Raw genomic sequence first — 25,991 nt, forward strand, 5'->3', positions numbered from 1 at the left:
AAGAACAAGCCGTTATTACTACTATCATTGCGTTTCATCCTGTGGCTTCCGCCAAAAAGCTGAATTAGCCAACGATATTTTTGAAAAGAGTATGCGACAGTTTGCGTTAAACGGTTCTGCTCACATAGTGAAAAAACTGTTGTTGGACAACTACAAGAAATTCGTAAACAACCCACTTGACGAAAAGAAACAGATTGCACAGGAAATAGATAAACTAAATGCAAGGTTGTCAGTAGCACGCAACAAACTGCTATCTGAAATTATTGATGATGAGGAATACCTCGAAATCAAAGATGAGTGTAGGAAACGAATCGAGAGTTTGGAAGAACAGTTGAGCAAGGACGGTTCTGATACCAAGAAAATCAATATAGAACAGTCTTTGGACAGGGCTTTAAAGTACATAGAAAATATTCCCAAGATGTACAGCGAGGGTGAAATCAACACAAGGAGAGGTATAATCGGTTCGATATTCCCCGAAAAATTGGAGTTTGACGGAAAAACTTATCGAACCTCTCGAATAAACGTAATCGCAAACTATATCTTTCAGATAAACAACGGATTACTCCAAAATAAGAACAGGACAAACGAAAATAAATTTCATTTGTCCTGTTTAGTAGCGGAGACGGGAATTGAACCCGTGACCTCAGGGTTATGAATCCTGCGCTCTAACCATCTGAGCTACCCCGCCAAATACATTTTCCGGATGCAAAAGTAGTATAAAAAAAAGATTAAACAAATTCTGAATAAATGAAAAAATATTTTTTTATTTACAAAATATCTTTATATTCGGAAAAAATAATTTGTTAAGATATGGCTATGAAGGAAAAATACGAATTGGAATTTCCAATTAATTCATCACCACAATTATTGTTTCAATATTTGTCTGATCCTTCGGGACTAAGTGAGTGGTTCGCTGATAATGTAAATTCAAGAGGAGAATTTTACTCTTTTATTTGGGGAGATTCGGAAGAAAAAGCTAGAGTTGTAACACGTAAAGCAGACGAGCGTATAAAATATAGATGGCTAGATGATGAAGGAAATGAGACGGAATATTTCTTTGAATTAAAAATTCATAAAGACGAGTTAACTAAGGATGTAACGATTATAGTAACAGATTTTGCAGAACCGGATGAAATAGAGGAATCTAAACAATTGTGGGAAAATCAAATTATGGATTTAAAACAAGTGCTGGGTTCCGCCTAATAAAAGAAAATATTAAAGTATATTTGCCGTTGATAATAATCAGATATAAATATGATTAATGTTAACGGCAAACTTGTTTCTGGAAGAGAAGAAATCAATATAAATTATAATAGAGGTTTTTTGTATGGGGATGCTCTTTTTGAAACAATTAGAATTGTAGATAATAAAATATTATTTTTGGAGGACCATTATTTTAGATTAATGTCTTCTATGCGTATCTTAAGAATGGAAATTCCGATGGAGTTTACCATGGAGTTTTTTCAGGAAGAGTTGCTCAAAACGATAAAAGAAGTATCTGTAGAAATGAAAAAAAATGCTTTTCGCGTTCGTTTTACAGTATATAGAGCCGATGGAGGAAAATACTTGCCTAAAAACAGGAATATTGAGTTCATTGCTTCCTGTGAAGCTCTTGAAAATGAAGTTTTTATTTTGCATGATGTTCCTTATGAGATTGAATTATATAAGGATTTCTATATTACTGCCCACTTATTATCAAACCTTAAGACGACCAATCGATTAATCAATATTACCGGAAGTATCTTTGCGGAAGAGAATGGATATCAAAATTGTTTGCTGATTAATGACGCCAAGAATGTAGTGGAAAGCTTAAATGGAAATGTATTTGTGGTAAAAGACAGTATAGTTAAAACTCCTCCGCTAAGTGATGGCTGTATAAAAGGAATTATGAGAAAACAAATTATTGATTTGTTAAATAAAAATACAAATTATGTTTTGGAAGAAGTATCTGTTTCACCCTTTGAACTTCAAAAAGCAGACGAGATATTTATTACTAATACAATTGTAGGTATTCAATCTGTCACAAAGTATAGAAAAAAAGAATATCAGAATAATTTAGCAAAAGATTTAATTGTAAAACTAAATACTTTGATTCGCCTTTCTTAATTAAGAGTTGGGTTTTCAGGTGCATTAATCCACAATGAATATTGATTTCCCAGCTTGGCAATGCATTTTTTCCAATATTCAGCGGATGTACTAGACAAAACATTATTGTAATCTAATTCTTTTTCGGCTTTAATCCAAAAATTATCCTCTAGCTCGTTTTTGAGTTGGTCGCCGTCCCATCCGCTATATCCAAGAAAAAAGCGAATGTTCTGATAAGTGAGTAATCCTGTATCGACTAAATTAAAAATAATATCAAAATCTCCACCCCAATATAAATCTTCAATAATATGTCTGCTGTTCGGGATTAAATCTGGTCTATTGTGAATACAAAACAGCTTGTCCTGCTCTACCGGACCTCCTTCATATATTGTAAAGGCACCGTTTGTAGAAGGTATAAGTTGACTTAAAGTAACTTGTTGTAAGGGTTTGTTTAAAATGAAGCCTATAGAACCTTCTCTATTGTGATCTGTCAATAAAATAACTGCTCTGGAAAATTGTAAATCTCCAGGATTATTGGTAGGAAGAGAAATAATGATATTTCCTTTGTGGATGGCTTGGTTGTTGAAAGACATAGGGCAGATAAAATATTTAGTACTAAAATACAAAAAAAGCCTTACTATAAACAGCAAGGCTTTTTTGTAATTATAATAATATTTATTATTTCTTTTTGTTAACAGCTGTCTCTAATTCAGAACCTGCTTTAAACTTAACAACTCTTTTAGCTGCGATTTTGATTGTTTTCCCTGTCTGAGGATTTCTACCTTCACGTGCTGCTCTATCAGATGTTGACCAAGATCCGAATCCAATTAAAGAAACTTTTCCTCCTTTAGTCAAAGTAGTTTCAATGTTTGATAAAAATGATTCTACAGCCTTTTTTGCTGCCACTTTACTGATTTCTGCATCTTTAGCGATTGCGTCGATTAATTCTGTTTTGTTCATAATAATTTTTTTTAAGGTTAACTTTCTTAAAGTCTTCATTACAAATTTAGGACTATTCCGTTATAAAGCAAGCTTTTTGTGAAAAAAAAATCTAAAAAACCATAAACTCAAAATTTAAAATTACATCAAATATATGTTTTTATATTAAATGTTTGATATTTAATTGTTTAAATGGCTTTTATTGTTTCCTGAAAACTGATTCCGTTTAGTAATTCATTGGCAGTCATTTGTTTTTTGCCGGGAAATTGCAGCCTTAAAATATTTAAAAAACCATCACTAACTGCTATTCTGAGTTCTTTTTTGTCGTGTATTATTGTTCCGATTTCAAAATTGTGCTTTTCTTTAATCAAAGTACTTTCATATATTTTTACATTCCAGGATTCGTTATTGTTTTTAAAAAAGCACCAGGCTGTTGGGTAGGGACTTAAGCCTCGGATTTGATTGTAGATTTCTATACCGCTTTTTGTAAAGTCAATTTTACAATTGTCTTTGTATAGTTTATACGCTGTTTTTGTTTCTTGTTTAGGCTGGATAGTAAGAGAAACCTGATTGTGTTTTATTAAATCTAGTGTTTCTATTACGGCTTCAGCTCCTAAACAAATGAGTCTATCGTGTAGCTCACCTGCATTTTCGTCTTTGCTTATTGCTGTTTGTTTTTTTAAAATAATAGCACCAGTGTCTATTTTATCATCTATAAAAAAAGTTGTAACTCCTGTGTGTGTTTCTCCATTAATGATAGCCCAGTTGATAGGAGCAGCACCTCTGTATTCAGGCAGTAAAGAAGCGTGGAGATTAAAAGTTCCCAACTCGGGCATTTTCCATACTGCTTCGGGTAACATTCTAAAGGCAACTACTACTTGTAAATTGGCATTGAATTGTTTTAATTCCTCCAAAAAGCTGGAATCTTTTAAATTTGTAGGCTGTAAAATGGGGATATCCTGAGTTAAAGCATATTCTTTTACAGCGGAAAGCTTTATCTTTTGACCTCTTCCTGCTGGTTTATCCGGGGCAGTGATTACGGCTACTACATTGTATTTTTTACTGAGTATTGCTTTTAAAATTCCTACTGCAAACTCAGGGGTGCCCATAAAAATAATGCGTAAATCTTTCATTTTATAATGTACTGGTTTTTAAAATTCGCAATTATTGCTCCTTCTTCTAATAGTATTTGAATTCCGATAGTAATATCTTCTTTTGATGATATACCACAGCTTTCAAGATCCGAAATTGAAGCAGGAGTTCGAATAAGATGTGATAGAATTTTTTCTTTGAGTTCTTTTAAGTTTGTTGTTAATTGTGTTTTTTTCTTTTTAGAAACGCAAACTGAACAAACTCCACAGTCTTCTTCTTTTATTTCATTAAAATATTTGAGTAGAATTCTGTTTTTGCAAATATCTTCATTTTCTATGTAAAAGAGCATAGATTTGTATTGGTCTATTTTTAGTTTATTCTGTTGTTCAAGATAAGGAAGAATGCGAAAAATAGTTCTGTCTCCTTCCCATGATTCGTTGAATGTGACAGTTATGTCATTTTCTTCCGGAGTAAATCTGCATAAATTTAGAGATTGCCAATATAAAATGCATTCTGTTATATAGGATGTATCTTCGCTCGTTTGTTGGCTTATAAAATCTAAGTTAATTACTGTTTCAAACTCATGAATATTAGGGTAATTTCTCAGAATAAATAGTAGAACATTTTCTTGTCTTTCATTGTCGTAAACAAGATCTAAAAGTTCACTGCTTGAAGCTGTAAATATCAGTTTATTTCTGTTTATAGCATTTTGTGAAAGTTTTAAAATACTTTGTCTGTCTAAAAATTGTAAAGCGTTGTAGGTTTGCTTGTAAGCAAATTGATAATGTAAGCAAAACTTGTTAAAATTAAAATTGTAAGTGCTGTCATATCCCTCGCCATAAGCGATGTTTAAATAATTATTGAGTTTTTGATATACTTTTTTTAGCAGGCTTTTATCAAACAAATTACTTTTGATCCATTTTTCTGAAGATTCAATTTCGTTTGGAGAAATTAAAATAGAAGCAAAAGCTTTTTGATCGTTTCTTCCTGCTCTTCCAGATTCCTGATAGTAATTTTCTAAATTTTCGGGTATTTGGATATGGATAACGTTTTTGACGTTAGGTTTATCTATTCCCATGCCAAAAGCATTTGTTGCTACTATAATCGGAGTATTTTCTTCTAGCCAATCTTGTAGTCTTTTTTTCTTTTCCGAAACGGATAATCCGCCGTGAAAAAAGGTAGCTTTAAAGTTTTTGTGGTTTAGTTTTTGGGCAAATAGTTGTGTTTCTTTTCTTGTTCTGGCGTAAATGATTGTTGGAAAAGGATAGTTTAATAACATTTTTTCAAGTGTTAAAGCTATATTTTCTACTTTATATACACCATAAATTATATTTTCTCTGTAAAAACTCTTTTTAAAAATATGAGGACTATCTAAGTTTAAATATTGGCATATATCTTTTATTACTCTTTGGTTTGCCGATGCTGTTAGGGCGATGACAGGAATATTTGGAAATATTTTTTTTAGTTTTTTAATTTCTAAATAAGCCGGTCTGAAATCATGCCCCCATTGTGAAATACAGTGTGCCTCGTCAACGGCAATAGTATTTATTGTTAATTTCTCAAGTCTTGCTAAAAACCAGCTTTGTTGAAGTCTTTCAGGGGAAAGATATAAAAATTTGTAATCGCCGTACATACAGTTGTCAAGTGTAGCGTCGATTATTTCTGCAGAAGTACCACCGATAATAGCAGCAGCTTTTATTCCTTTTTTGCTAAGATTGTTTACCTGATCTTCAATTAGTGCAATTAAGGGAGATATAACGAGACATACCCCGGGTGTAAGCAAAGCAGGTATTTGAAAACAAATACTTTTTCCTCCTCCCGTAGGTAATAGTGCAAGTGTGTCTTTTGAAGCCAGAACAGAGTTGATAATTTGCTCTTGGGGATCTCGAAACGCTTCGTGCTGCCAAAATTGTTGTAGTAATGCTATTGGAGTATTCATACAAATGTGATAAATTTTGTTAGCTATTAACGAAGATAGAGAGTTTTTAATTAAAAAGGATGTAATATATCTAAAATCATATGAAAGCAAGGAATTATTTAAATTTTGTTTAAGATAAAGTTTATCCGGTTTTCAACCGTATCTTTGGGAACTTCAATTAAATTGTAACCGTATTTTTCATAAGTTTCAATCAAGTGAAGATGTATTTCGCTTGCTTGCTGAAAATTTTCATACCGCTGTTTGTCGCTGGTATAAATATTTTCCCAAGGCGGAAGTAGAAATATTTGATGGTAAAGGTGTTCTTTACAAGCAAGATCAAAACGCTCAGGATAGTAATCGCCTTTGTAATGCATGTAGGCTAAAACATCAGGGATTCCACGATCAATAAAAACCATTTCGGTATGTTCGTTAACTGCGCTTTGATGTTGTCTGATCCGACCTTCCAAAAGGAGTTCACTGAATAATAAAGGGTTTTCCAAAAAAAGCTGATCAATACCTTGTTCCTGGGCTTTTTGAGTTACTTCTCGCGAAATTTCAGGATAGCAAACATATCCGAGTTTTGTTAATTCGTTAATTAAAGTGGTCTTTCCTGATCCCGGACCGCCAATGACTAAAATGAGTTTGGTGTTCATTTCGTTTTAAAATCAAAGCTGCAAAATTACAATAAATCTCTATTAAGAAAAGGTTTTTAATAGTATCTTTACAAAGATATCAGTTTAAAAATGATTATATTTGCATGCAAAAATAATTGATGGACACAAAAACAAAAGAGTTTTACGTTCGGTTAAAAGGAGAGTTGGAAAAAGACAAAACTTGGCCGGGAGTATATTTATATAAATTTATAGTTCCGGGAAATCCGGAAAATATTGCGCGTATTGAAGAAGCTTTTGATAAAACAAATGCCGACATTCAGTTGAGAAGTTCAAGTAAAGGATCTTTTACGAGTGTGTCTGTAAAAGTAACCATGCCTAGTGCACAAGCTATAGTTGATAAATATATAGAACTTTCTACAATAGAGGGCTTAATGTCTTTGTAATACGTTTTGAATAGCTTTCTAGTTATTCAAAATTTGATTTTTTTTATATACGCTTGTAAATTTTTAGATAAATGAATTTTGATTCAAAAGAAGCTATAAACCATTTGGGGTATAATACAGCTAGTAGTGAGCTAATAATTCCAGAATACGGGCGCCACGTCCAAAATTTAATAGAACAGATCTGTTTGATAAAAGACAGAGAAGAAAGAAATAAAGCTGCCCGATATGCGGTAAGTGTAATGGGAGACATGAATCCGCATTTAAGAGATGTGCCTGATTTTCAGCATAAACTATGGGATCAGTTGTTTATGATTTCTGATTTTAAACTAGATGTAGATTGCCCTTATCCTATTGCTACGCGAGAAAGTATCAATTCTAAACCGGAGCGGTTGAATTATCCTCAAAATCATCCAAAATATAGGTTCTATGGAAACAATATTACTTATATGATAAATAAGGCCTTAACTTGGGAAGAAGGAGAGATGAAAGATGCTTTAATCATGGTTATTGCAAATCATATGAAAAAAAGTTACTTAAGCTGGAATAAGGATAGCGTAAAGGATGAAGTAATTTTTGAACATCTGTATGAATTGTCAGAAGGGAAAATTAATTTGTCTAAAAAAGAAGAAGAACTTTCAACTACTGCTAATTTAATTCAGGTTAATAAAAAACAGTCAAATAAGACCAATTATTCTAACCAAAAAAGCAATAAAAAATTTAATAAGCACAATAATCATCTGACTAAAGGCAAAAAATAATGAGTACATTCCGAATAGAAGGCGGTTATAAATTACGCGGAGAAATTCAGGCTCAAGGAGCTAAAAATGAAGCATTGCAAATTTTATGTGCTGTTTTATTAACTGATGAGAAAGTTGTAATCTCTAATATTCCAGACATTATCGATATCAATATATTGATTGAATTATTGCGAAAATTGGGGGTGAAAGTTGAAAAACTCGCAAGTAATAAAATGAGTTTTCAGGCAGATGAATTAAACCTTGATTATTTAACTTCGGAAGACTTTAAGGAAGGAGGAAAGTCTTTAAGAGGATCTATTATGTTGATAGGGCCTCTATTAGCACGTTTTGGAAAGGGATATATTCCCAAACCGGGAGGAGATAAAATAGGGAGAAGAAGATTAGATACCCATTTTGAAGGATTTGTTCAATTAGGTGCGGAGTTTCGCTATAACAAGGAAGAGCATTTTTATGGGGTAGAAGCTGAACGATTAATAGGTTCAGAGATACTGCTTGAAGAAGCTTCTGTAACAGGAACAGCAAATATTTTGATGGCTTCAGTTTTAGCAGAAGGAGAAACTTCTATTTATAATGCAGCATGTGAGCCTTATATTCAGCAACTTTGCAAGATGCTAATCCGGATGGGAGCAAAGATAGAAGGAGTAGGTTCTAATTTCTTGAAGATACAAGGTGTTCAGCAGTTGAGCGGATGCGAGCATACCTTGCTTCCAGATATGATTGAAATAGGTTCATGGATTGGATTAGCGGCAATGACTCAAAGTGAAATCACCATTAAAAATGTAGGTTGGGAGCACTTAGGTATTATTCCTAGTACATTTAAAAGACTTGGAATTACTTTGGAAAAAAGAGGAGATGATATTTATATACCCCCCCATTTAAATGGATATGAAATTCAAAATTTTATAGATGGTTCCATCTTAACAATAGCAGATTCGCCTTGGCCAGGATTAACGCCTGATTTACTTAGTGTAATTTTAGTAATGGCAACTCAGGCAAGAGGAGAAGTACTTATTCATCAAAAAATGTTTGAAAGTCGCTTATTCTTTGTGGATAAACTAATAGATATGGGGGCAAAAATAATCTTATGTGATCCTCATAGAGCAGTTGTTATAGGGCATGATTTTAAATCTCAGTTAAAAGCTACAAAAATGTCATCACCGGATATCAGAGCCGGAATATCTCTATTAATTGCTGCACTATCAGCAAAAGGAACTAGTGTTATTCAAAATATTGATCAGATAGATCGCGGATATGAAAGAATAGATGAAAGATTAAGAGGGCTTGGTGCAAGAATAGAGAGAATTGATTGATATTATAAAAACATTTGTTTAAAAGTCATTCATTGTAATTCAAAATAAGTAATAGCCATTTCATAGCTTTTCAATCCAAAACCACTAATAATTCCCTTACAAACAGGAGACAGGTAAGATTTTTTTCTATACTTTTCTCTTGTGAATGTATTGGATATATGTACTTCTATAACGGGCGTTGTTATGCTTTTGATAGCATCGGCAATTGCTATTGAGGTATGAGTATAAGCCCCGGCGTTTAAAATTATACCGTCATATGAAAAACCTTTCTCGTGTATCTCATTAATCAGCTCTCCTTCTATGTTGGATTGAAAGTAGCTGATTTGAATATTTTTAAATTTTATTTTTAAATTTTTTAGATAAGTTTCAAATGTTTGATTTCCATAAATATTAGGTTCTCTTATGCCTAATAAATTTAGATTAGGACCATTGATAATTAAAATTTTCATGATAATCGATTTTATACTTTTATAGTGTTAAGCAAAGATAATTATTTAATTAGTGTTGTTTTAAAATTACTCACCGAAAATTATCTCAAAACGAAGAGAAAGTATGGGATTTGCTTTGTTATATGTTAACTATGCTTAATATGTTATTTATATTTTAGTTTCCTAACATATAAGTGTTTGGAAATGTATGTTTTATGTTTAAAATGCTATTAAAACATTATTTTTTTATATTGAGAGAACCTGTAATTAACTTTTTTTTAATAAAGATGACGTTGGTTATAATTAATTGATAGATAATTAATTGTTTATTTAAAGCTAAGTAAGAGTTTCTTAAATGTTATTTTTTAGTCAAAAAAACTCCTGTTTATGGGAACTGTCTATACCTTTGCTCTAGTTAATTATAAAATGACTAAACATATGAAAAAATTAGTACTATCGTTAATGGCAGTAGCTGCTTTTGGTTTTACTGCTAACGCACAAGAAAAAGAAAAACCAGCTTTTGGATTCCAGGAAAATAATGTTTTCTTAGAAGGAAGTTTTCAAATTTCTGATATGAAAGTAAAACCGGAAAACGAACCAGATTATAAAGCTACTGTTTTTCAAGTATCTCCTAAAGTAGGTTACATGTTAAATGATAAGTTTGCTGTTGGAGCCTCATTGGGGTTTGGTAAAATAGGTACAGATAATGAAATATTTGGAGGTATTTTTGATGAGATTGATTCTGATTATATAAAAACAACATATGCTGGTGCATTTGCTCGTTATTATTTTTTGGAATTAGGTAAACGCTTCAAAACTTATACTGAAGTGGGTATTGGATATAGTCAAGGTATTGTCAACGCAGATTTAGGAGAGTTTAAGGCAACAGGTATTAAAGCAGGAGTGGATTTAGGTTTTAATTATTTTGTTACTGAAAACCTAGCTATTGCTTTTAATTTAGGGAACGTATTCTCTTATAGTAATTATAATCTAAAATTTGAAGGAGAAAAACAAGGAACTGTATCTACTACAAATGCAAATCTTAATGTTTTTGACAACTTTTTTGATAATGCTAAATTTGGTTTAGTATATAAATTCTAATTGTCTCATAGAGTAGAAATAAATAAAAGGAGTTCCGAAAGGAGCTCTTTTTTTGTTGCTATATTTGTAGTAAAAGCCAGAAGTGAATTTATATTGGAAGAAAAATATCAAGATGTATCGAAATTATCTCAAATTAGAGAGGGGGTTATCTATAAACTCTATAGAAAATTATATTCTGGATATTCAAAAATTTCTGAGGTTTCTTCATGATACAGGCGAAAATGATATTACTCTTGAGCAGATAACAGATGATTTGGTCAATCAGTTTTTGTATGATTTGTCGGATATTGTCGCGCCGACTACTCAAGCACGAATCATCTCGGGATTAAAAAGTTTTTTCAACTATTTTATATTAGAAGGATACATAGTGAAATCTCCGGTTGATTTAGTAGAAGTGCCGAAATTGGGACGTAAGCTTCCTGATATATTGAGCTTGGAAGAAATAGATAAATTAATTTCGGCTATTGATCAGTCAACAAATGAAGGTTATAGGAATAAGGTTATGCTCGAAATGCTGTATAGTTGCGGTTTGCGGGTAAGCGAGTTAGTTGGATTAAAACTTTCTGATTTATTTTTTGAAGAGGGATTCATAAGAGTAATCGGAAAAGGAAGTAAACATCGATTTGTTCCTGTTGATATAAAAACAATAGAGTATATTGACCTTTATGTAAGTACAATTCGAAGTAATATACAGGTAAAAAAAGAAGATAGTGATATTGTATTTTTAAACAGAAGAGGAGGGCAGTTAACGCGAGCAATGATATTTACTATTATCAAAAGACTGGCAATAGAAATTGGTTTGCAAAAAAATATCAGTCCGCATACTTTCAGGCATTCTTTTGCTACACATTTGTTAGAAAACGGGGCGGATATCCGGGCAATTCAATTGATGTTAGGGCATGAATCAATAACTACTACTGAGATATATACTCATATAAGCAGAGAGCGTTTGCGAACAGTTATTGAAGATTTTCACCCGCGGAGTATTAAAAAAAATAAAAGCCATTGATGATGATTCAATGGCTTTTATTATAAGTTAAGAGGTATATCTTTATTTAGCAATATTGATTGCTCTCGTTTCGCGAATTACAGTAATTTTTACCTGTCCCGGATAAGTCATTTCAGTTTGGATTTTTTGAGAAATGTCAAAAGATAGGTTTGCAGCCATATCATCGGATACTTTTTCACTTTCTACAATTACGCGTAATTCTCTACCGGCTTGAATGGCATAAGAGTTTTTAACTCCGTTAAATCCGTTAGCAATACCTTCCAGGTCTTTTAATCGTTGAATATAAGAATCTAAAACTTGGCGTCTTGCACCAGGTCTTGCCCCTGAAATAGCATCGCATACTTGAACAATCGGAGAAATTAAAGAAGTCATTTCAATTTCGTCGTGATGCGCTCCGATCGCATTGCATACCTCGGGTTTTTCTCCGTATTTTTCTGCCCATTGCATACCTAAAATAGCGTGTGGTAGTTCGCTTTCTGTTTCAGGTACTTTTCCTATATCGTGTAATAAGCCGGCGCGCTTGGCAAGTTTTACGTTTAGTCCTAATTCAGCAGCCATTAAACCACAAAGTTTGGCAACTTCGCGAGAGTGTTGCAATAAATTTTGTCCGTATGACGAACGATATTTCATTCGACCCACTACTTTTATTAATTCAGGATGTAATCCGTGGATTCCTAAATCAATAACTGTTCTTTTTCCGATTTCGATGATTTCTTCGTCTATTTGCTTGGTTGTTTTAGCAACAACTTCTTCTATACGTGCCGGATGAATACGACCATCGGTTACTAGGCGGTGTAATGATAAACGGGCAATTTCTCTTCTTACAGGATCAAAACAAGAAAGAATAATAGCTTCTGGTGTATCGTCAACAATGATTTCCACACCTGTTGCTGCTTCAATTGCTCTGATGTTTCGTCCTTCTCGTCCGATAATTCTACCTTTTACATCATCTGATTCTATATTAAAAACAGAAACACAGTTTTCTACAGCTTCTTCTGTACCTACTCGCTGTATAGTGTTTATAATGATTTTTTTAGCTTCTTGTTGTGCAGTTAGTTTTGCTTCCTCAATAGTGTCTTGAATGTAAGACATTGCATCAGCTTTAGCTTCGTTTTTAAGACTTTCAATAATTTGTTCTTTAGCTTCTTCAGCGGTTAAACCGGAAATAATTTCAAGCTGTTCCACCTGAGAGCGATGAAGCTTTTCTACTTCTTCCTGCTTTTTTTCAACCAACTCAAGTTTATGTTCGTACTCGCTGACTATTTTTTCACTTTCTTCTGCAGCTTTTTTTGCTTTTGCCAACTCGTTTGAAATCTGAGACTCTTTGTCTCTCGTTCTCTTTTCGGCTTCTGCCATTTTTTTATCGCGAGACAATATTACTTGTTCGTGTTCTGCTTTTAGCTCGATAAATTTTTCCTTTGCTTGTAGTATTTTTTCTTTTTTAATTGCCTCACTCTCAGCTTTAGCATCGCGTAAAATAGTTTTTGCTTCGTTGTTGGCATTTTGTAATATGGAAGATGCGTGGTTCTTTTCAAGGTATTTGGCAATTGCAAAGCCTATTCCCGAACCAACGATAAATCCTCCGATAATTAGTAATATTTCCATAGATGTTGTAAAAATTATATATAAAAAAAGCTCACATTAGGAGAGTTGCATAAACTCGAAAAAAGACAAGTTTTGAGCTAGCTTGCCGTTCAAGGATCTGCCGAAGGCAGCGTGCTTTAGTTGCAAAGATTCACCCATTTTAATTTGTTAGTGTTGAGTTTATCAAACAGGTACTAATGTGAGCAGTATTTTAGTTTTATTTTAAAGAACGTGTTTTTTATTTAGAAAGAATACGATCCAAAGCTTCATCCAATTTTATTAATCTTTCAATTGCTTTGTTGTAATTTTCAGATGTATCTATTGTCCGTTGCTCATTTTGCGAGGCAAACTGCAAAGCACACATAGCTAGAACATCTTGTTTATCTCTCACGGCATAGTTTTCTTCGAACTGATGAATCATAGTATCAATTTTTTTTGAAGCGCTTCTCAAAGCCTCTTCTTGCGAATATGCCACAGTAAGAGGGTAAACTCTGTCTGCGATTGATATTTTTATTTTTAATGGTTCATCATTCATATCTCTCTACTTGGTGAGATGAGCAATACATTGGTCTATTTCTTTTATCAATGTATTTATTTTCAGTTTCGTATCTCTTCTATTATCTTCACTGCCCAATAGGGAATTTGCTAATTGCAAGGATTCATATTTTTTATAAACTTCATCCAACTGTGCTTCATTTTGTTGAATTTCTTGCTTAGCAACAGCTAAACTGTTTTTGAGTTGTTTATTTTCAGCTTCTAAAACATTTTGCTTTTGTATAAGTTTTGCAAACTTTACTTCTAAAGAATTAATAATGTCAGTCAGTTCACTCATTACACTCAAATATCCACTATCCTAATAGCACAAAATTACAATTACTATTTAAAAGTAAAAAAGTTTTTTGTATAAAAAAAGGAATATTGCGACTTTTTTACAAATGAAATTTCTTATGTGTTTCATTTTTAATGATTATACTCAAAATAACTGTAGTTAATTCTTTATTTTAGCGAAAAAGTTATTTTTGTAAAATGAAAAAGAATTTGCTGATATTTTCCCTTTTGGGAGCCATGAGTCTGTATGCACAAGGCCATAAAAAAACAGAATTTTCAAGTCCTTTAAATATTTCAATAAATGCTTCAGGTAATTTTGGGGAGTTAAGAGGAACTCATTTTCATACGGGATTAGACATAAAAACTCAGCAACGTATTGGTTTGCCGGTTTATGCTCCTGAAGACGGGTACGTTTCAAGAATTAAAGTATCAACATGGGGATATGGAAAAGCGCTGTATATAGATCATCCGAACGGACAAACCACAGTATACGGACATTTGAACGGATACGAAGGAGCAATTGCTGAACTGGTTAAAAAAAGACATTATGCGGAAAAAAGTTTTGAAATAGAAATTTTCCCCAGAAAAGGAGAATTGTCCGTAAAAAAAGGAGAAATAATTGCTTATAGCGGTAATACGGGAGGCTCAGGAGGACCGCATTTACACTATGAATTTAGAGATACAAAAACACAAAACATAATTAATCCGCTTAGAGAGGGAATGGATAAATTGCTGGTGGATACACAAGCTCCTTCTGTCAATTCGTTATTTGTTTATCCGATAAGTGATGATGCTGTAGCCAACAAAGGACAAATTCCTCAGCAATTGACATATAAAACACAAGCAGATGGAGTTTTACTTGCAGAGCAGGTCAGGGCAAAGGGAGAAATTGGTTTTGGAATAGATATTTTTGATACAGCAGATTTTAATGCCAATAAAAACGGCGTATATAAATTGGAAACATTTGTAAATGGCAAAAGGCTGTTTGCTTATAGTTTTGATACATTATCTTTTAATGAAACCGGCTTTGTTAATGCCTTAATAGATTATGAACGTTTTGTCACGACTAAAAAAAGAATACAAAAGCTGTTTGTCGAAAAGGAGTATGCGCTTTCTGTTTTATCGGTAGATAAAGCAACGAACGGATTATTAACTGTTAAGCCCGGAGAAAATTATATTTATAAAATAATACTGGAAGATTATCATGGCAATAAAAAAGAAATTCAAATTCCCGTGGTCTATGACAATCAGGAGATAGCGTATGAGAAAAAAGAAAAACAGGGAGAGTATAAAATTAATTCAGACAGAGAGTACTTGTTTGAGAAAGAACAAGTTTCAATAACTATTCCGGCAAAGACATTCTACAATGATTTTAATATGGATATTCAGGTTAAAAACAATGTTTTAAAACTGCATGAAAACACAGTTCCTGCCAGTAAAAATATGACAATAACTTTTGATACATCTCAGATGGAAATTGCCAATCGCGAAAAAGCTTTTATAGGAAAAATAGACGGTAATCGCCGTGATTTTTATAAGACTATAAAAAAAGGCAATTTATATACAATATATACCAAAAATCTGGGGAATTATCAAATTATGATCGATGATAGAGCCCCTGAAGTTTATAATCCAAGCTTTAAAGAAGGCGACTGGCTGAGCAATGCTAATACGATTTCGTTTTTGGTTAAAGATGATTTATCGGGAATCAATACGATTGAAGGAAACGTTAACGGAAAATGGATTTTATTGGATTACGATTATAAAACAAATAAAATAGTTCATAAGTTCAGTGATGGAGTAGTGGAATCGGGAAGGAGTGATGTAGTTATTAAAGTTACGGACAGAATGGGAAATCAAACAAGTTATGAGACGCATTTTTTTAGAAAATAAAAAGTAGAGATAAAAATTGAAAAAGCTTTTTTATTTCATCGTTTTTTGGACAGTTGCTGTATCTTCAGCTTGGACACAGTCTGTACAAGTAAAAGGAGTTATTTTGAATAATTCAAAAGAACCTGTTGCTGAGGTTAAAATTTCTGATGGCAAAACAACTGTTTTTTCCAATCAAAATGGCTTTTATTTTATAGATATTCCGACAGAAACTGAAATTACTTATCAAAAAAATGGATTTAAAACATCTCAACTTTTTGTAAATGGCAAAAATAATGAGTTAATAGAGATAAACGTTTTACTGTTGCCGGAACAAGAAGAGTTGGAAGAAATTATTATTGATAAAGAATACCAAAACTTAACCGGGACAGTTGTAATTCCGCCAAGTGTTCTGCGAAAAATCCCCGGAGCCAATCCAGGGATCGAAAATATTTTAAAAACGCTGCCCGGTGTTTATTCCAATAATGAGCTGAGTACGCAATATGCTGTAAGGGGAGGTAATTATGATGAAAACGCAATTTATGTTAATGAAGTTGAAGTATATCGTCCGTTTTTAATTCGGTCGGGCAAACAAGAAGGATTGAGTTTTGTAAATTCTGATATGATTGAGAATATAGAGTTTTCTGCAGGAGGATTTCAGGCAAAATATGGAGATAAACTCGCCTCTGTTTTAGATATTACTTATCGCATTCCAACTCGATTTAAAACGATGGTAGAGGCGAGTTTTTTGGGTACTTCAGCAACGATAGATTTAGTGTCTGCCAATCAGAAGTGGAGTTCTGTGACAGGTGTTCGCTATCGAAATAATCATTTATTGGTAAATAAAGACGAGGAAGACGGGAGCTATCGTCCGAGTTTTACCGATGTGCAAACGTCAGTCAATTTTATTCCTTCTAAAAAATGGCAGTTTAATTTTTTGGGAAATATTTCAGCCAATCAATACAAATACAAACCTGTTTCCAGACAAACCCGATTCGGAACGATAGACGAAGTATCTGTTCTCAATATTTATTATCAGGGAAGAGAAGAAGATAAATACACTTCTGTTTTTGGTGTATTAAAAGCTGCATATAAAGTAAATGAGCACAATAGCTTAAAATGGATAACATCGTTATATCATAGTCAGGAACAGGAGTATTACGATATTTTAGCGGCTTACCGGTTAACAGCCTCTTCGGGTAATTCGGATAATAATCAGGAAGACTGGTATTATTCAGAAGGAAATGTGAAATATACAGAAGGAATAGGTTCGCAGCTCAACCATGCCCGCAATGATTACGACGCTTTGATTTTTAATGCTGAGATGAAAGGAATACATAAATTAGAAGAACATTTGCTAGAGTGGGGAATAAAGTATTCTGCTGAAAATATCAGAGATAGAATGGTGGAATGGGAAGTGGTAGATTCGTTGGGATTTCACATACCAAATCCTAACTTAAATATTGTTAATACCGAACCGTATGCACCTAACGAAGGCCCACTGGCTCCTTTTTTTAATGTAAGAGTCCGACATACGGTTAATATTAATAGATTAGGTGCTTTTGTGCAGTGGAGTAAACAATTCAATACAGATAATGCAGATATTTATCTCAATGCAGGGATAAGAGCACAATGGTGGAATATTAGCGAAAATAAAAACCAAACCGGAATTGCTTTCAGCCCCAGAACGCAGATAGCTGTAAAACCGTACTGGACAACCGATATGGTATTTCGACTTTCAACAGGTTTGTATCAACAACCTCCGTCATACAGAGAATACAGAGCTATGAACGGCAGTCTTAATCTGGATTTAAAAGCGCAAAAATCTTTAGATTTTGTATTGGGACACGATTATAGCTTTAAGTTGTGGGAACGTCCGTTTAAATTGCAAACCGAAGTTTATTACAAATACTTAACGGATGTAAACACTTATACGCTTGACAATGTACGCATCCGCTATCAGGCAGACAACAATGCTAAAGCCTATGTGTATGGAGCGGATATGAGATTGTATGGAGAATTTGTGCCGGGGACGGAATCGTGGTTGAGTTTTGGCTATTTAAAAACAGAGGAAAATTACAACAACAGAGGCTATATCGCCAGACCGACTGATCAAAGATTAAAATTCGGGATGCTGTTTCAGGATTATATGCCGCAGATTCCAAACCTTAAACTTTATTTAAATCTGGTGTATAACACAGGGCTGATAGGAGGATCACCTTCTTATTCAGATCCGTATGATTATCAGATAAGGTTAAAGGATTACAGACGGGCGGATATCGGATTTTCGTATGTGTTTAAAGATAGCATAATAGGGCAAAATAAAAGCTGGCTGAGAAGAATTGAAGAACTGCAGTTTGGTTTTGAAATATTCAATTTGTTTGACAATCAAAATGCTATCACAAATACATGGGTCAGGGATACCTATTCTAAAAGGCAGTATGCAGTACCTAATTATATGACCGGAAGAACATTTAACCTGAAAGTTAATTTGACTTTATAAATTGAACAATCCAAAAACTAAATCCGTATATTTGAAGTATAAAATTTTGAGGTGATGAAAATAAAAAAAGGTTTTTGTTTGTTGGGAATGATTTTAATGGCAATGGCTTGTAAGCAAGAAGAAAAGCCCAAAGTTATTTACAAAGAAGAAAAAAACAATAATGCAGTTCAGGTAGAAACTCCTAAAGAAAAGGAGCGGACAGATGATATCAGAATTGCCGATTTACCAGTAGTGATGGGACGTTCGGAATATTTAATTCATCCGATAGGAGAAGTACGGGTTTATAGTAGCTCCTCAAAATACGGAACAAGCAAAGTAAATCAATTTTCATATACCGTATCTAATTATGCTCCGTTTGAAATGACGGGATATTTAGAAAACTTAATGTTTCAGCACAAAGATTCTATAACTATAACTCCTCTTACTGATCAAAAGGTACAAATTCAGTCGGTGGTCTATTTGAATACAATTGCCGAAAAAACAAAAAAACACATCCTTATTTATACTCTATTTGACAGTGATACTAATAGAGACGGTAAGACAGATTCCAATGATATCAAAACACTTTATATCAGTAAATCCAGTGGAAAGAACTTTAAAAAGTTAAGCGAAAATTTACAAGAATTGTTGGATTGGACAGTTATTGATGTGCAAAATCGCCTTTATTTCAGAACAGTTGAAGACATCAACAAAAATGGCGCATTTGATAAAGATGACAACATTAATTATTTTTATGTTGACTTGCTGGATGCCAACTGGGAAGTGAAGAACTATGATCCATTAATGGTAAAGAGTATGAACGAAACAGCTACAGGCGAAGAAAGCGATGAGTAGATTCAAATTTTAAATAGTTAACTGAATAATTTTATATTTTACTTTTTTGAAACAATAAAATCGTCTTTTGGGTTTTTACCTAAAAAAAAGGAAAATACTTCACCATATCCGATTGGTATTTTAAATGTATTTTGCAAAGGAATCTGTAACAAATAGGTCCAAAAACACCGTATAATGCCCGCATGCGTAATGATAAGAACTTTAGAATAATTTTTGTTTCTGAGATCTTCCAAAAATGAAGCAGCACGGCTGTAAACTTGAGTTAAGTTTTCTCCGTTAGGAGCACAGATATTTTCTATATTGCTCATCCATATTTTTAGTTGTTCAGCATTTATATTGTTCCAAAATTCCATTTCCCAATCCCCAAAGTTCATTTCCATCAATCGTTTATCGGTTGCAGATGAGGGGTTAAATTCTTTAGCCAAGAGTGTACACCGTTGGAGCGGACTGGTAATAATACAGTTTATATCTGCGGGAATCTGTTGTTTTACAACTGCCAGATCTTCCCGATAAGTATCCAACAAGGAAAGGTCTGTTTGTCCATAACAAATTCCTTTAGGAGCATCTACAGGTGTGTGTCGAATTACATAAACTTCCATAAAATAATTACAATGAGGTAAAATAATACTTCGCAAACTTGCTGTACTGTTCCCAAACAATCGCCGGTATAGCCGCCGATGTGTTTTTTAAAATACCAACTTAAATATAGTTTTCCTATGTGACTCAAAGGAATGATTAATAAAAATAACCAGTTTTTAAATAGAAAATAAGGAATCAATGTTGTCAATAATGTAAAAAAGAATGCTCCATAAGACAGCTTTTTATTAGCTAATGGTTTAGACTTGCTTTTATCGATGTCTGTAACATATAAATCAGTAAAAATCATTGTTCCAGCCTGAAACCTGCTAGTAATATGTCCGTTTAAAATAACGGCATAAATTAAAGTTCCGGAACTATATGCAATTTGATTTAAAGCGAGGAACTTTAAAAGTAAAATCAGTATAATGCCAATAACACCATATGCGCCAATTCTGCTATCTTTCATAATGGTCATAATTTGTTCCTTACCGTAGCCTCCTCCAAACGAATCACAAACATCTGTGAAACCATCTTCATGAAAAGCGCCTGTCAGTAACACTGTACTAATCATAGAAATTACCAGACTGATTTCTGTTGAAAAAAACAATTGGGAAACAAAGTAAACGAAACATCCTATACCGCCTACAATCGCTCCTACTAAAGGAAAATACTTTTGAGATTGATTCATTATTTCTTCACTGTACTTCAATTTAACAGGAATAGGAATGCGCGTAAAAAACATGATTGCCGTACAAAAATAGGTAAGTTCTCTATATATCATTTGTTGGAAATCTTTGCGGATTCAAAACTAGCCATTTTGTTTAAAAATTCTACAGCGCTTTTTATTATGGGATATGCAATAGCGCATCCCGTTCCTTCGCCCAGTCGAAGATTAAGCTTTAAGATTGCTTTTTCATTTAGCTTTTTAAGAAGTAATTGATGCCCTTTTTCATCAGATTGATGACAAAATAAAGCATTGTCCAAAATTTTAGGATCTATTTTATAAGCTGCTAAAAAAGCGCTTGAGGCAATAAAACCGTCTATCATAATTACCATATTTTTGCGGTAGGCTTCCAACATTGAACTGTACATTTGGGCAATTTCAAAACCACCGAAAAATAGAAGAGCTTCTTCCACAGAATTCGGGCAGCCGCGATTTTCCATTACTCGTTTTAAAATTACTTTTTTATTGTAAAGCTGAATATCGTCTATACCTGTTCCTCGTCCTACACATTCTTCTATAGGTATATCTAAAAGTGAACTCATTAGAAGCGAGGCAGAGGAGGTGTTTCCGATGCCCATCTCACCAAAACCAACAATATTGCATTTGCTTTTGGTAAGTTTGTCAACTATATCTTCTCCTTTCTGAAAACAAAAAGAAAGTTGTTCAGCAGTCATAGCATTGGCATTTAGCATATTTTGGGTCCCGTATCCTGCTTTAGCGTGGATGAGATTAGAATTTTTCTCAAAATCGGCATTTACACCAGCATCTACAATTTTTAAATTTATATTATTTTGTTGGCAAAAAACATTAATAGCAGCACCACCTTGTAAAAAATTTAAAACCATTTGCTGAGTTACTTCTGTAGGATAGGCACTTATTCCCTCTTGTGCTAATCCATGGTCTGCCGCAAAAATAATAAGTGAAGGGGAGATTAGTTCGGGAGATAAGGTTTTTTGAATTTTACCTATTTTAAAAGCTATTTCTTCAAGCTGTCCTAAAGCTTTTAAAGGTTTGGTTTTTAAATCTATTTTATTTTGTAGCTGCTGGTCAAAGTTCATTTTTTGTTTGTATTTTTAATATTCATTGTCGACAAAGATAGGCTGTTTTTATTTTGTAGCTTTTGAAAACTATAGAATATACAGGTTAAGACAGATAATAAAAATATAAAAAAATGAATTTTAGAATTGAAAATAATGGTGTTATTTCAAAAGAATTTATAAAATTGGGGATTGCTGATTTTGAGAGTGCATGTCAGTATATTAGCCTACTGCCTTACCGAAGAAATACGGATAAAAATGATATTTTGTGTATATTAAAAGATAAGGGAGGAACGTGTAGTACCAAACATGCTGTTTTGCGAAAACTAGCTTTAGAAAATAAGCTTGACGGTATAAAATTAATACTGGGTATTTTTAAGATGGATGGTACATATGACAAGCGAATTTCAAAAACGCTTACTAAAGCCGGATTAGCTTTTATACCTGAAGCTCATATTTATTTAAAAATAAACAACATTTATATTGATGTTACAACGCCTGAAAGCAACTATGAAACAGAGATAAAGCCAAGATTATTGAAAGAACAACAAATAGAATATAATCAGATTACGGATTATAAGGTGCATATTCACAGAGGATTTCTGAAAAAATGGGTAAAGACACAACCAGGATTGAACTACACGGTGGATGAAATTTGGAAAATAAGGGAGCAGTGTATTTTAGATTTGCAGCAGTAACTTTTTATGTAGTATTTTTTTGTAATTTTGCTTTAAGGGTATTAATATATTAAATACTGGTACCTGTTATAACAATTAAATAGAATATTATGTTATACCCTTTTATTTCAGTAGGATTGGTAGTTGTATTTGTCCTCTATACTTTATATGTGTTGCTTGTTAAAAAGGACATGAAGAAATTTAAAACTATATTCTACCCGGGATTGTTTTTTATTGCTGTTTGGGGAGCTATTTATTGTTTTTTATTGAGATAGGAACGCAACGGTAAATAATCATAAAAATCCGTTTCTTTAATGGTTGGGTATTTCAAATGTTTAATAAGGTATGTTTAAGATTTTAAAAATTTCTCAGTCGGTCATTTCTTGTATAACTGATCTATCCACTTCTGATATTGTAGTTTGGTAAATTTACCATTATTGAATATTTTGGATGGAATAATTCAAATTTGTGAAGCAGAAGATATTCAAATACTAAAAGGAGTTGTTTCAAAAGATCATATTCATCTACATATAGAGTATCGTCCTTCACAAAATCTAAGTAATATAGTTAAGTTACTAAAAGTTCGTACATCACGAAAGTTACAAATTGAATTTCCTGTTTTGAAACAACGATATTTGGGACGTCACTTTTGGGTGATAGGTTTTGGTTGTTGGAGTACAGGAAATATTACAGATGAAATGCTAAATGAATATTTAGAGCATCACCGCAAACCAAATGATAATGAAGGAAACTTTATACTTGAGTAAGTTGCTCCACCGAGGCAGACTTTAGTCTGCTTTAACAAACTATGGACTTTCAGTCCATAGTGGTTTATTTTTAAAAATTGAAAAATTAAATATCTAAATTTCCAACAGAATAATTTCCGAAGTGATGTGACAAATCGACTGTTTTGTAGGTGAGATTTGAATATTTATTAGAAAATAAAATAATACATACGCTATCTTGTGCTAATCGGATATAAGAAGAAGTGTTTCCTCGCCACCAGCCATTGTGAAAGGTATAGTTTTCTCCATTAGCCATTTTTATAAGACGCATTCCTAAACCATAATTTTTTTTCCCTTTTGTTTCAAAACTATATCCTTGATACATTTGTTTCTTCAAATTAGCACTCAAAAATTCATCAGAGTACAGAGCAGTATCTAATTTTAAAAAATCTCTCGGAGTAGTGTAAATATTTTTATCCCCATAAGTACCATCCATATAATCCCAATGCATTTCTCTGTTGTTAGATTTGTAAGATTGAGTAACTAAATCTTTTTTAGAAATATCATCGAAAACAAAACTATGAGACATTTGTAAAGGGGCAAAAACTAAATCTTTTATTGCATTTTTAAATTTTTTTCCAGTAATTTCTTCTACTATACTTGCTAAAACAACATAATTAGTATTGCTGTAATTGAACCTTGTGTTTGGTTTAAAATCTAAATCAACTTTCTGTTGTTTAATTATATCTAAAACATCTTTATTAGTTACTGTTTGTTTATAATCCCAAATGTCATTATAATAACCATAATACTTTAGTCCGCTGCGATGATTAAGCAAAGTTCTGACTGTAATATCATCATACGGAAATCCGCTAAGGATGTCAGAAACTTTTTGATCAAGATGCAACTTATTCATATCAACTAGTCTCAGTACAGATACTGCAGTAATCACTTTCCCTACTGACGCAACATGCATAGGAGTATCTTCACTGATAGGTTCATTTTTCTTTTTATTGGCAAACCCTGTATAATCTTCATATAAAACCTGTCCGTTTTTAGCAACCAAAAAACTTCCGGTATAATTATTTTTATGTATATTTTTAGAGTAAAAATCTTCTATAAAGTGACTTTTCTCTACTATATATTCTGGTTTAAGCTCTTTGAATTTTACTTTATATGGTTCATCTACTAATACGTTGTGCTCTTGTATAATAGGCATATTCATTGCTAAATCTAAATCTAATTCTGAATTTTCCTTTTTACATGAATCCAGTAAAATAAGGCTTAATAACGAGATTACTATCTTGCTACTCATGACTGATAATTACTATAATCTTAATTGTTTTTTAAAGACTGCACTAATATAAATAAATCTTTAATTATTTACTGTTTAATTTTAAGATTATGTTTTTTAAAAGTGTAATAATCAATTTTATTGATTTATTTTGCTTCTAGGTATTTGTAAATCTTTTTTCTAATCTTATGCTTCTAATCTGTTTATTATAAATGTTTTATGTTTGTGGAAAGAATTAGTAAAATATAGTAGAATTTTTAATTATATGAATAGTTCCAAAATATAGATTATTTTTACACTAAATTCGAGAAAGTATGAGTAAAATACAGTGGAAAACTGCGATAGAGTTTGAAGATATTACCTATAAAAAGTATAATGGAGTAGCTCGGATCGCTTTTAACAGACCTGATGTGAGGAATGCATTCAGACCTAAAACTACCAGTGAATTATATCGAGCTTTTTATGATGCTCAAGAGGATATTTCTATCGGTGTAGTTTTGTTATCTGCTGAAGGACCTTCTTCTAAAGATGGAGTTTATTCGTTTTGTAGTGGAGGAGATCAGAAAGCACGAGGGAACCAAGGATATGTTGGAGATGATGGAATGCATCGACTCAATATTCTGGAGGTACAGCGTTTAATAAGATTTATGCCTAAAGTTGTTATTGCTGTAGTACCAGGTTGGGCAGTAGGAGGAGGACATAGTCTTCACGTAGTTTGTGATTTAACCTTGGCAAGTAAAGAACATGCTATTTTTAAACAGACTGATGCTGACGTAACAAGCTTTGATGGTGGATATGGATCTGCTTACCTGGCAAAAATGGTCGGGCAGAAGAAAGCAAGAGAGATTTTCTTTTTGGGAAGAAATTATTCTGCACAAGATGCTTTTGAAATGGGAATGGTTAATGCAGTAATCCCTCACGTTGAGCTGGAAGATACAGCTTATGAGTGGGCACAGGAAATATTAGCAAAATCGCCTACATCTATTAAAATGTTGAAATTTGCAATGAATTTGACAGATGACGGAATGGTAGGACAGCAAGTTTTTGCAGGAGAAGCAACTCGATTGGCATATATGACTGAAGAAGCCAAAGAAGGAAGAGATGCTTTTTTGGAAAAACGAAAGCCGGATTTTCCTAAAAAATGGATTCCGTAGTTTATAAATTGGCTAAAAACAGATTTAGAAATATATAATATAGAAAAGAGCAATTATTAATTTAATTGCTCTTTTTAAAACAAAGGTTTACTCTCATTTAATCTACAATATTCTATTTTACTCAAAAACATAGTCGCCATTCTACCAGCTCTCCACTGAGCCTCATCAGCTTTAACTCCTTCAAAAAATTCATTAACGGTTGAATTAAAAAGTACCTTCCAACGTTCAAAATGTTTACTGCTAATAGGTAAATAAGCATGTGGGGGAAAAGGTTTTCCATGATAAGTATATTCTTCTAACAAAATTGTTTGCCAAAACGAATACATTTTTTCAAGATGTTCATCCCATCTTCCCTCAAGCTTTTCATTAAAGATAGCTCCTATCATTTTATCTTGCTGAACTCGACCGTAAAAAGTATTTACCAGCAATTTAATATCATCAATATTTTCTATATCTTTTTTCACTTCTTATTTTTATTTATAATTA

The 25,991-nt window shown here is 32.8% G+C and carries 26 protein-coding genes, 1 tRNA gene, 1 other RNA gene and 1 pseudogene; 13 read left to right on the plus strand and 16 right to left on the minus strand.

Annotation, left to right across the window (positions count from 1 at the left end):
* Nucleotides 1–614: 614 nt before the first annotated feature.
* Nucleotides 615–688 (minus strand) — tRNA-Met (locus C8P70_RS11000).
* Between the two features lie 128 nt (nt 689–816).
* Here C8P70_RS11000 and C8P70_RS11005 point away from each other — a divergent pair.
* Together C8P70_RS11005 and C8P70_RS11010 are read left to right on the plus strand one after the other, a co-directional pair.
* Nucleotides 817–1,203, plus strand: coding sequence for an START-like domain-containing protein (locus C8P70_RS11005; protein WP_133713416.1), 387 nt, complete (start codon nt 817–819; stop codon nt 1,201–1,203).
* 51 nt (nt 1,204–1,254) lie between these two features.
* Entirely contained in the window at nt 1,255–2,106 is an 852-nt protein-coding gene (locus C8P70_RS11010; RefSeq protein ID WP_133713374.1) for an aminotransferase class IV, read from the plus strand.
* Here C8P70_RS11010 and C8P70_RS11015 read toward each other — a convergent pair.
* The 5 genes from C8P70_RS11015 to C8P70_RS11035 form a co-directional block, all read right to left on the minus strand.
* Nucleotides 2,103–2,678 carry a YqgE/AlgH family protein gene (locus C8P70_RS11015; protein WP_133713375.1) on the minus strand — a complete coding sequence of 192 codons (576 nt, stop codon included), beginning with the start codon at nt 2,676–2,678 and terminating at the stop codon, nt 2,103–2,105. The genes C8P70_RS11010 and C8P70_RS11015 overlap by 4 nt on opposite strands.
* Before the next feature lie 85 nt (nt 2,679–2,763).
* The gene (locus C8P70_RS11020; protein WP_133713376.1) at nt 2,764–3,045 is read right to left on the minus strand and encodes an HU family DNA-binding protein; all 282 of its coding nucleotides are present in this window, start codon (nt 3,043–3,045) and stop codon (nt 2,764–2,766) included.
* Nucleotides 3,046–3,212: 167 nt separating this feature from the next.
* The gene (gene fmt / locus C8P70_RS11025; protein ID WP_133713377.1) at nt 3,213–4,157 is read right to left on the minus strand and encodes a methionyl-tRNA formyltransferase; all 945 of its coding nucleotides are present in this window, start codon (nt 4,155–4,157) and stop codon (nt 3,213–3,215) included.
* Nucleotides 4,154–6,055, minus strand: coding sequence for a RecQ family ATP-dependent DNA helicase (locus tag C8P70_RS11030; RefSeq protein WP_133713378.1), 1,902 nt, complete (start codon nt 6,053–6,055; stop codon nt 4,154–4,156). The genes fmt and C8P70_RS11030 overlap by 4 nt, the downstream gene beginning before the upstream one ends.
* Nucleotides 6,056–6,153: 98 nt before the next feature.
* Entirely contained in the window at nt 6,154–6,687 is a 534-nt protein-coding gene (locus C8P70_RS11035; protein ID WP_133713379.1) for an AAA family ATPase, read from the minus strand.
* Between the two features lie 119 nt (nt 6,688–6,806).
* On the opposite strand from C8P70_RS11035, the gene C8P70_RS11040 reads away from it, so the two are divergent.
* The 3 genes from C8P70_RS11040 to murA all read left to right on the plus strand — a co-directional run bounded on the left by C8P70_RS11040 (nt 6,807) and on the right by murA (nt 9,159).
* Complete coding sequence (locus tag C8P70_RS11040; protein ID WP_133713380.1) at nt 6,807–7,091, plus strand: DUF493 family protein; 285 nt, start codon at nt 6,807–6,809, stop codon at nt 7,089–7,091.
* Nucleotides 7,092–7,162: 71 nt separating this feature from the next.
* Nucleotides 7,163–7,849 (plus strand): DUF4290 domain-containing protein, encoded by a 687-nt coding sequence (locus tag C8P70_RS11045; RefSeq protein WP_133713381.1) that lies wholly within the window; start codon nt 7,163–7,165, stop codon nt 7,847–7,849.
* On the plus strand, nt 7,849–9,159 hold the full coding sequence (gene murA / locus C8P70_RS11050; RefSeq protein ID WP_133713382.1) for a UDP-N-acetylglucosamine 1-carboxyvinyltransferase: 1,311 nt from the start codon (nt 7,849–7,851) through the stop codon (nt 9,157–9,159). The genes C8P70_RS11045 and murA overlap by 1 nt, the downstream gene beginning before the upstream one ends.
* Nucleotides 9,160–9,188: 29 nt before the next feature.
* Here murA and aroQ read toward each other — a convergent pair whose 3' ends face one another.
* Nucleotides 9,189–9,608, minus strand: a complete 420-nt coding sequence (gene aroQ / locus C8P70_RS11055) for a type II 3-dehydroquinate dehydratase (protein WP_133713383.1) — start codon at nt 9,606–9,608, stop codon at nt 9,189–9,191.
* Nucleotides 9,609–10,025: 417 nt separating this feature from the next.
* On the opposite strand from aroQ, the gene C8P70_RS11060 reads away from it, so the two are divergent.
* Entirely contained in the window at nt 10,026–10,688 is a 663-nt protein-coding gene (locus tag C8P70_RS11060) for an outer membrane beta-barrel protein (RefSeq protein WP_133713384.1), read from the plus strand.
* Between the two features lie 112 nt (nt 10,689–10,800).
* Nucleotides 10,801–11,697, plus strand: coding sequence for a site-specific tyrosine recombinase XerD (gene xerD, locus C8P70_RS11065; protein ID WP_133713385.1), 897 nt, complete (start codon nt 10,801–10,803; stop codon nt 11,695–11,697).
* Nucleotides 11,698–11,739: 42 nt separating this feature from the next.
* Here the strand turns inward: xerD and rny are convergent, their stop codons facing one another.
* The 4 genes from rny to C8P70_RS11085 all read right to left on the minus strand — a co-directional run bounded on the left by rny (nt 11,740) and on the right by C8P70_RS11085 (nt 14,113).
* On the minus strand, nt 11,740–13,302 hold the full coding sequence (gene rny / locus C8P70_RS11070) for a ribonuclease Y (RefSeq protein ID WP_133713386.1): 1,563 nt from the start codon (nt 13,300–13,302) through the stop codon (nt 11,740–11,742).
* A gap of 51 nt (nt 13,303–13,353) precedes the next feature.
* Nucleotides 13,354–13,461, minus strand: a non-coding RNA gene (gene ssrS, locus C8P70_RS11075) — 6S RNA.
* 58 nt (nt 13,462–13,519) lie between these two features.
* Nucleotides 13,520–13,816: a cell division protein ZapA gene (locus C8P70_RS11080; protein ID WP_133713387.1), complete on the minus strand. Its 297-nt coding sequence runs from the start codon at nt 13,814–13,816 to the stop codon at nt 13,520–13,522.
* Nucleotides 13,817–13,822: 6 nt separating this feature from the next.
* A complete protein-coding gene (locus tag C8P70_RS11085; RefSeq protein WP_133713388.1) occupies nt 13,823–14,113 on the minus strand; it encodes a hypothetical protein in 291 nt (96 codons plus the stop codon).
* Nucleotides 14,114–14,307: 194 nt separating this feature from the next.
* Here C8P70_RS11085 and C8P70_RS11090 point away from each other — a divergent pair, with 194 nt between their 5' ends.
* From C8P70_RS11090 to C8P70_RS11100, 3 genes are read left to right on the plus strand one after another with little or no spacing between them, the layout of a single operon-like run.
* Complete coding sequence (locus C8P70_RS11090; protein WP_133713389.1) at nt 14,308–16,002, plus strand: M23 family metallopeptidase; 1,695 nt, start codon at nt 14,308–14,310, stop codon at nt 16,000–16,002.
* 16 nt (nt 16,003–16,018) lie between these two features.
* Nucleotides 16,019–18,481, plus strand: coding sequence for a TonB-dependent receptor plug domain-containing protein (locus C8P70_RS11095; RefSeq protein WP_133713390.1), 2,463 nt, complete (start codon nt 16,019–16,021; stop codon nt 18,479–18,481).
* 54 nt (nt 18,482–18,535) lie between these two features.
* Complete coding sequence (locus C8P70_RS11100) at nt 18,536–19,315, plus strand: hypothetical protein (RefSeq protein ID WP_133713391.1); 780 nt, start codon at nt 18,536–18,538, stop codon at nt 19,313–19,315.
* Between the two features lie 38 nt (nt 19,316–19,353).
* Here the strand turns inward: C8P70_RS11100 and C8P70_RS11105 are convergent, their stop codons facing one another.
* Genes C8P70_RS11105 through cobT form a run of 3 tightly spaced genes read right to left on the minus strand, consistent with a single transcriptional unit; the run spans nt 19,354 to nt 21,676 of the window.
* Nucleotides 19,354–19,914: a histidine phosphatase family protein gene (locus C8P70_RS11105; protein WP_133713392.1), complete on the minus strand. Its 561-nt coding sequence runs from the start codon at nt 19,912–19,914 to the stop codon at nt 19,354–19,356.
* Nucleotides 19,899–20,675 (minus strand): adenosylcobinamide-GDP ribazoletransferase, encoded by a 777-nt coding sequence (locus C8P70_RS11110; protein ID WP_133713393.1) that lies wholly within the window; start codon nt 20,673–20,675, stop codon nt 19,899–19,901. The genes C8P70_RS11105 and C8P70_RS11110 overlap by 16 nt, the downstream gene beginning before the upstream one ends.
* On the minus strand, nt 20,672–21,676 hold the full coding sequence (cobT, locus tag C8P70_RS11115) for a nicotinate-nucleotide--dimethylbenzimidazole phosphoribosyltransferase (RefSeq protein WP_133713394.1): 1,005 nt from the start codon (nt 21,674–21,676) through the stop codon (nt 20,672–20,674). The genes C8P70_RS11110 and cobT overlap by 4 nt, the downstream gene beginning before the upstream one ends.
* Nucleotides 21,677–21,789: 113 nt before the next feature.
* On the opposite strand from cobT, the gene C8P70_RS11120 reads away from it, so the two are divergent.
* Nucleotides 21,790–22,353: a hypothetical protein gene (locus tag C8P70_RS11120; RefSeq protein WP_133713395.1), complete on the plus strand. Its 564-nt coding sequence runs from the start codon at nt 21,790–21,792 to the stop codon at nt 22,351–22,353.
* Between the two features lie 434 nt (nt 22,354–22,787).
* A pseudogene (gene tnpA, locus C8P70_RS11125) lies at nt 22,788–23,099 on the plus strand (IS200/IS605 family transposase); the annotation flags it as partial.
* An 85-nt stretch (nt 23,100–23,184) separates the two neighbouring features.
* Here the strand turns inward: tnpA and C8P70_RS11130 are convergent.
* Nucleotides 23,185–24,372 (minus strand): serine hydrolase domain-containing protein, encoded by a 1,188-nt coding sequence (locus C8P70_RS11130; RefSeq protein WP_133713396.1) that lies wholly within the window; start codon nt 24,370–24,372, stop codon nt 23,185–23,187.
* Between the two features lie 293 nt (nt 24,373–24,665).
* Between C8P70_RS11130 and C8P70_RS11135 the strand changes: the two genes are divergently transcribed.
* A complete protein-coding gene (locus tag C8P70_RS11135; RefSeq protein WP_133713397.1) occupies nt 24,666–25,505 on the plus strand; it encodes a 1,4-dihydroxy-2-naphthoyl-CoA synthase in 840 nt (279 codons plus the stop codon).
* A gap of 74 nt (nt 25,506–25,579) precedes the next feature.
* On the opposite strand, the gene C8P70_RS11140 is transcribed toward C8P70_RS11135, so the two are convergent.
* The gene (locus tag C8P70_RS11140) at nt 25,580–25,969 is read right to left on the minus strand and encodes a group III truncated hemoglobin (protein WP_133713398.1); all 390 of its coding nucleotides are present in this window, start codon (nt 25,967–25,969) and stop codon (nt 25,580–25,582) included.
* Between the last annotated feature and the right edge of the window lie 22 nt (nt 25,970–25,991).

Origin of the sequence: Myroides indicus (assembly GCF_004364575.1) — a bacterium.
GTDB classification, from domain to species: domain Bacteria; phylum Bacteroidota; class Bacteroidia; order Flavobacteriales; family Flavobacteriaceae; genus Flavobacterium; species Flavobacterium indicum_A.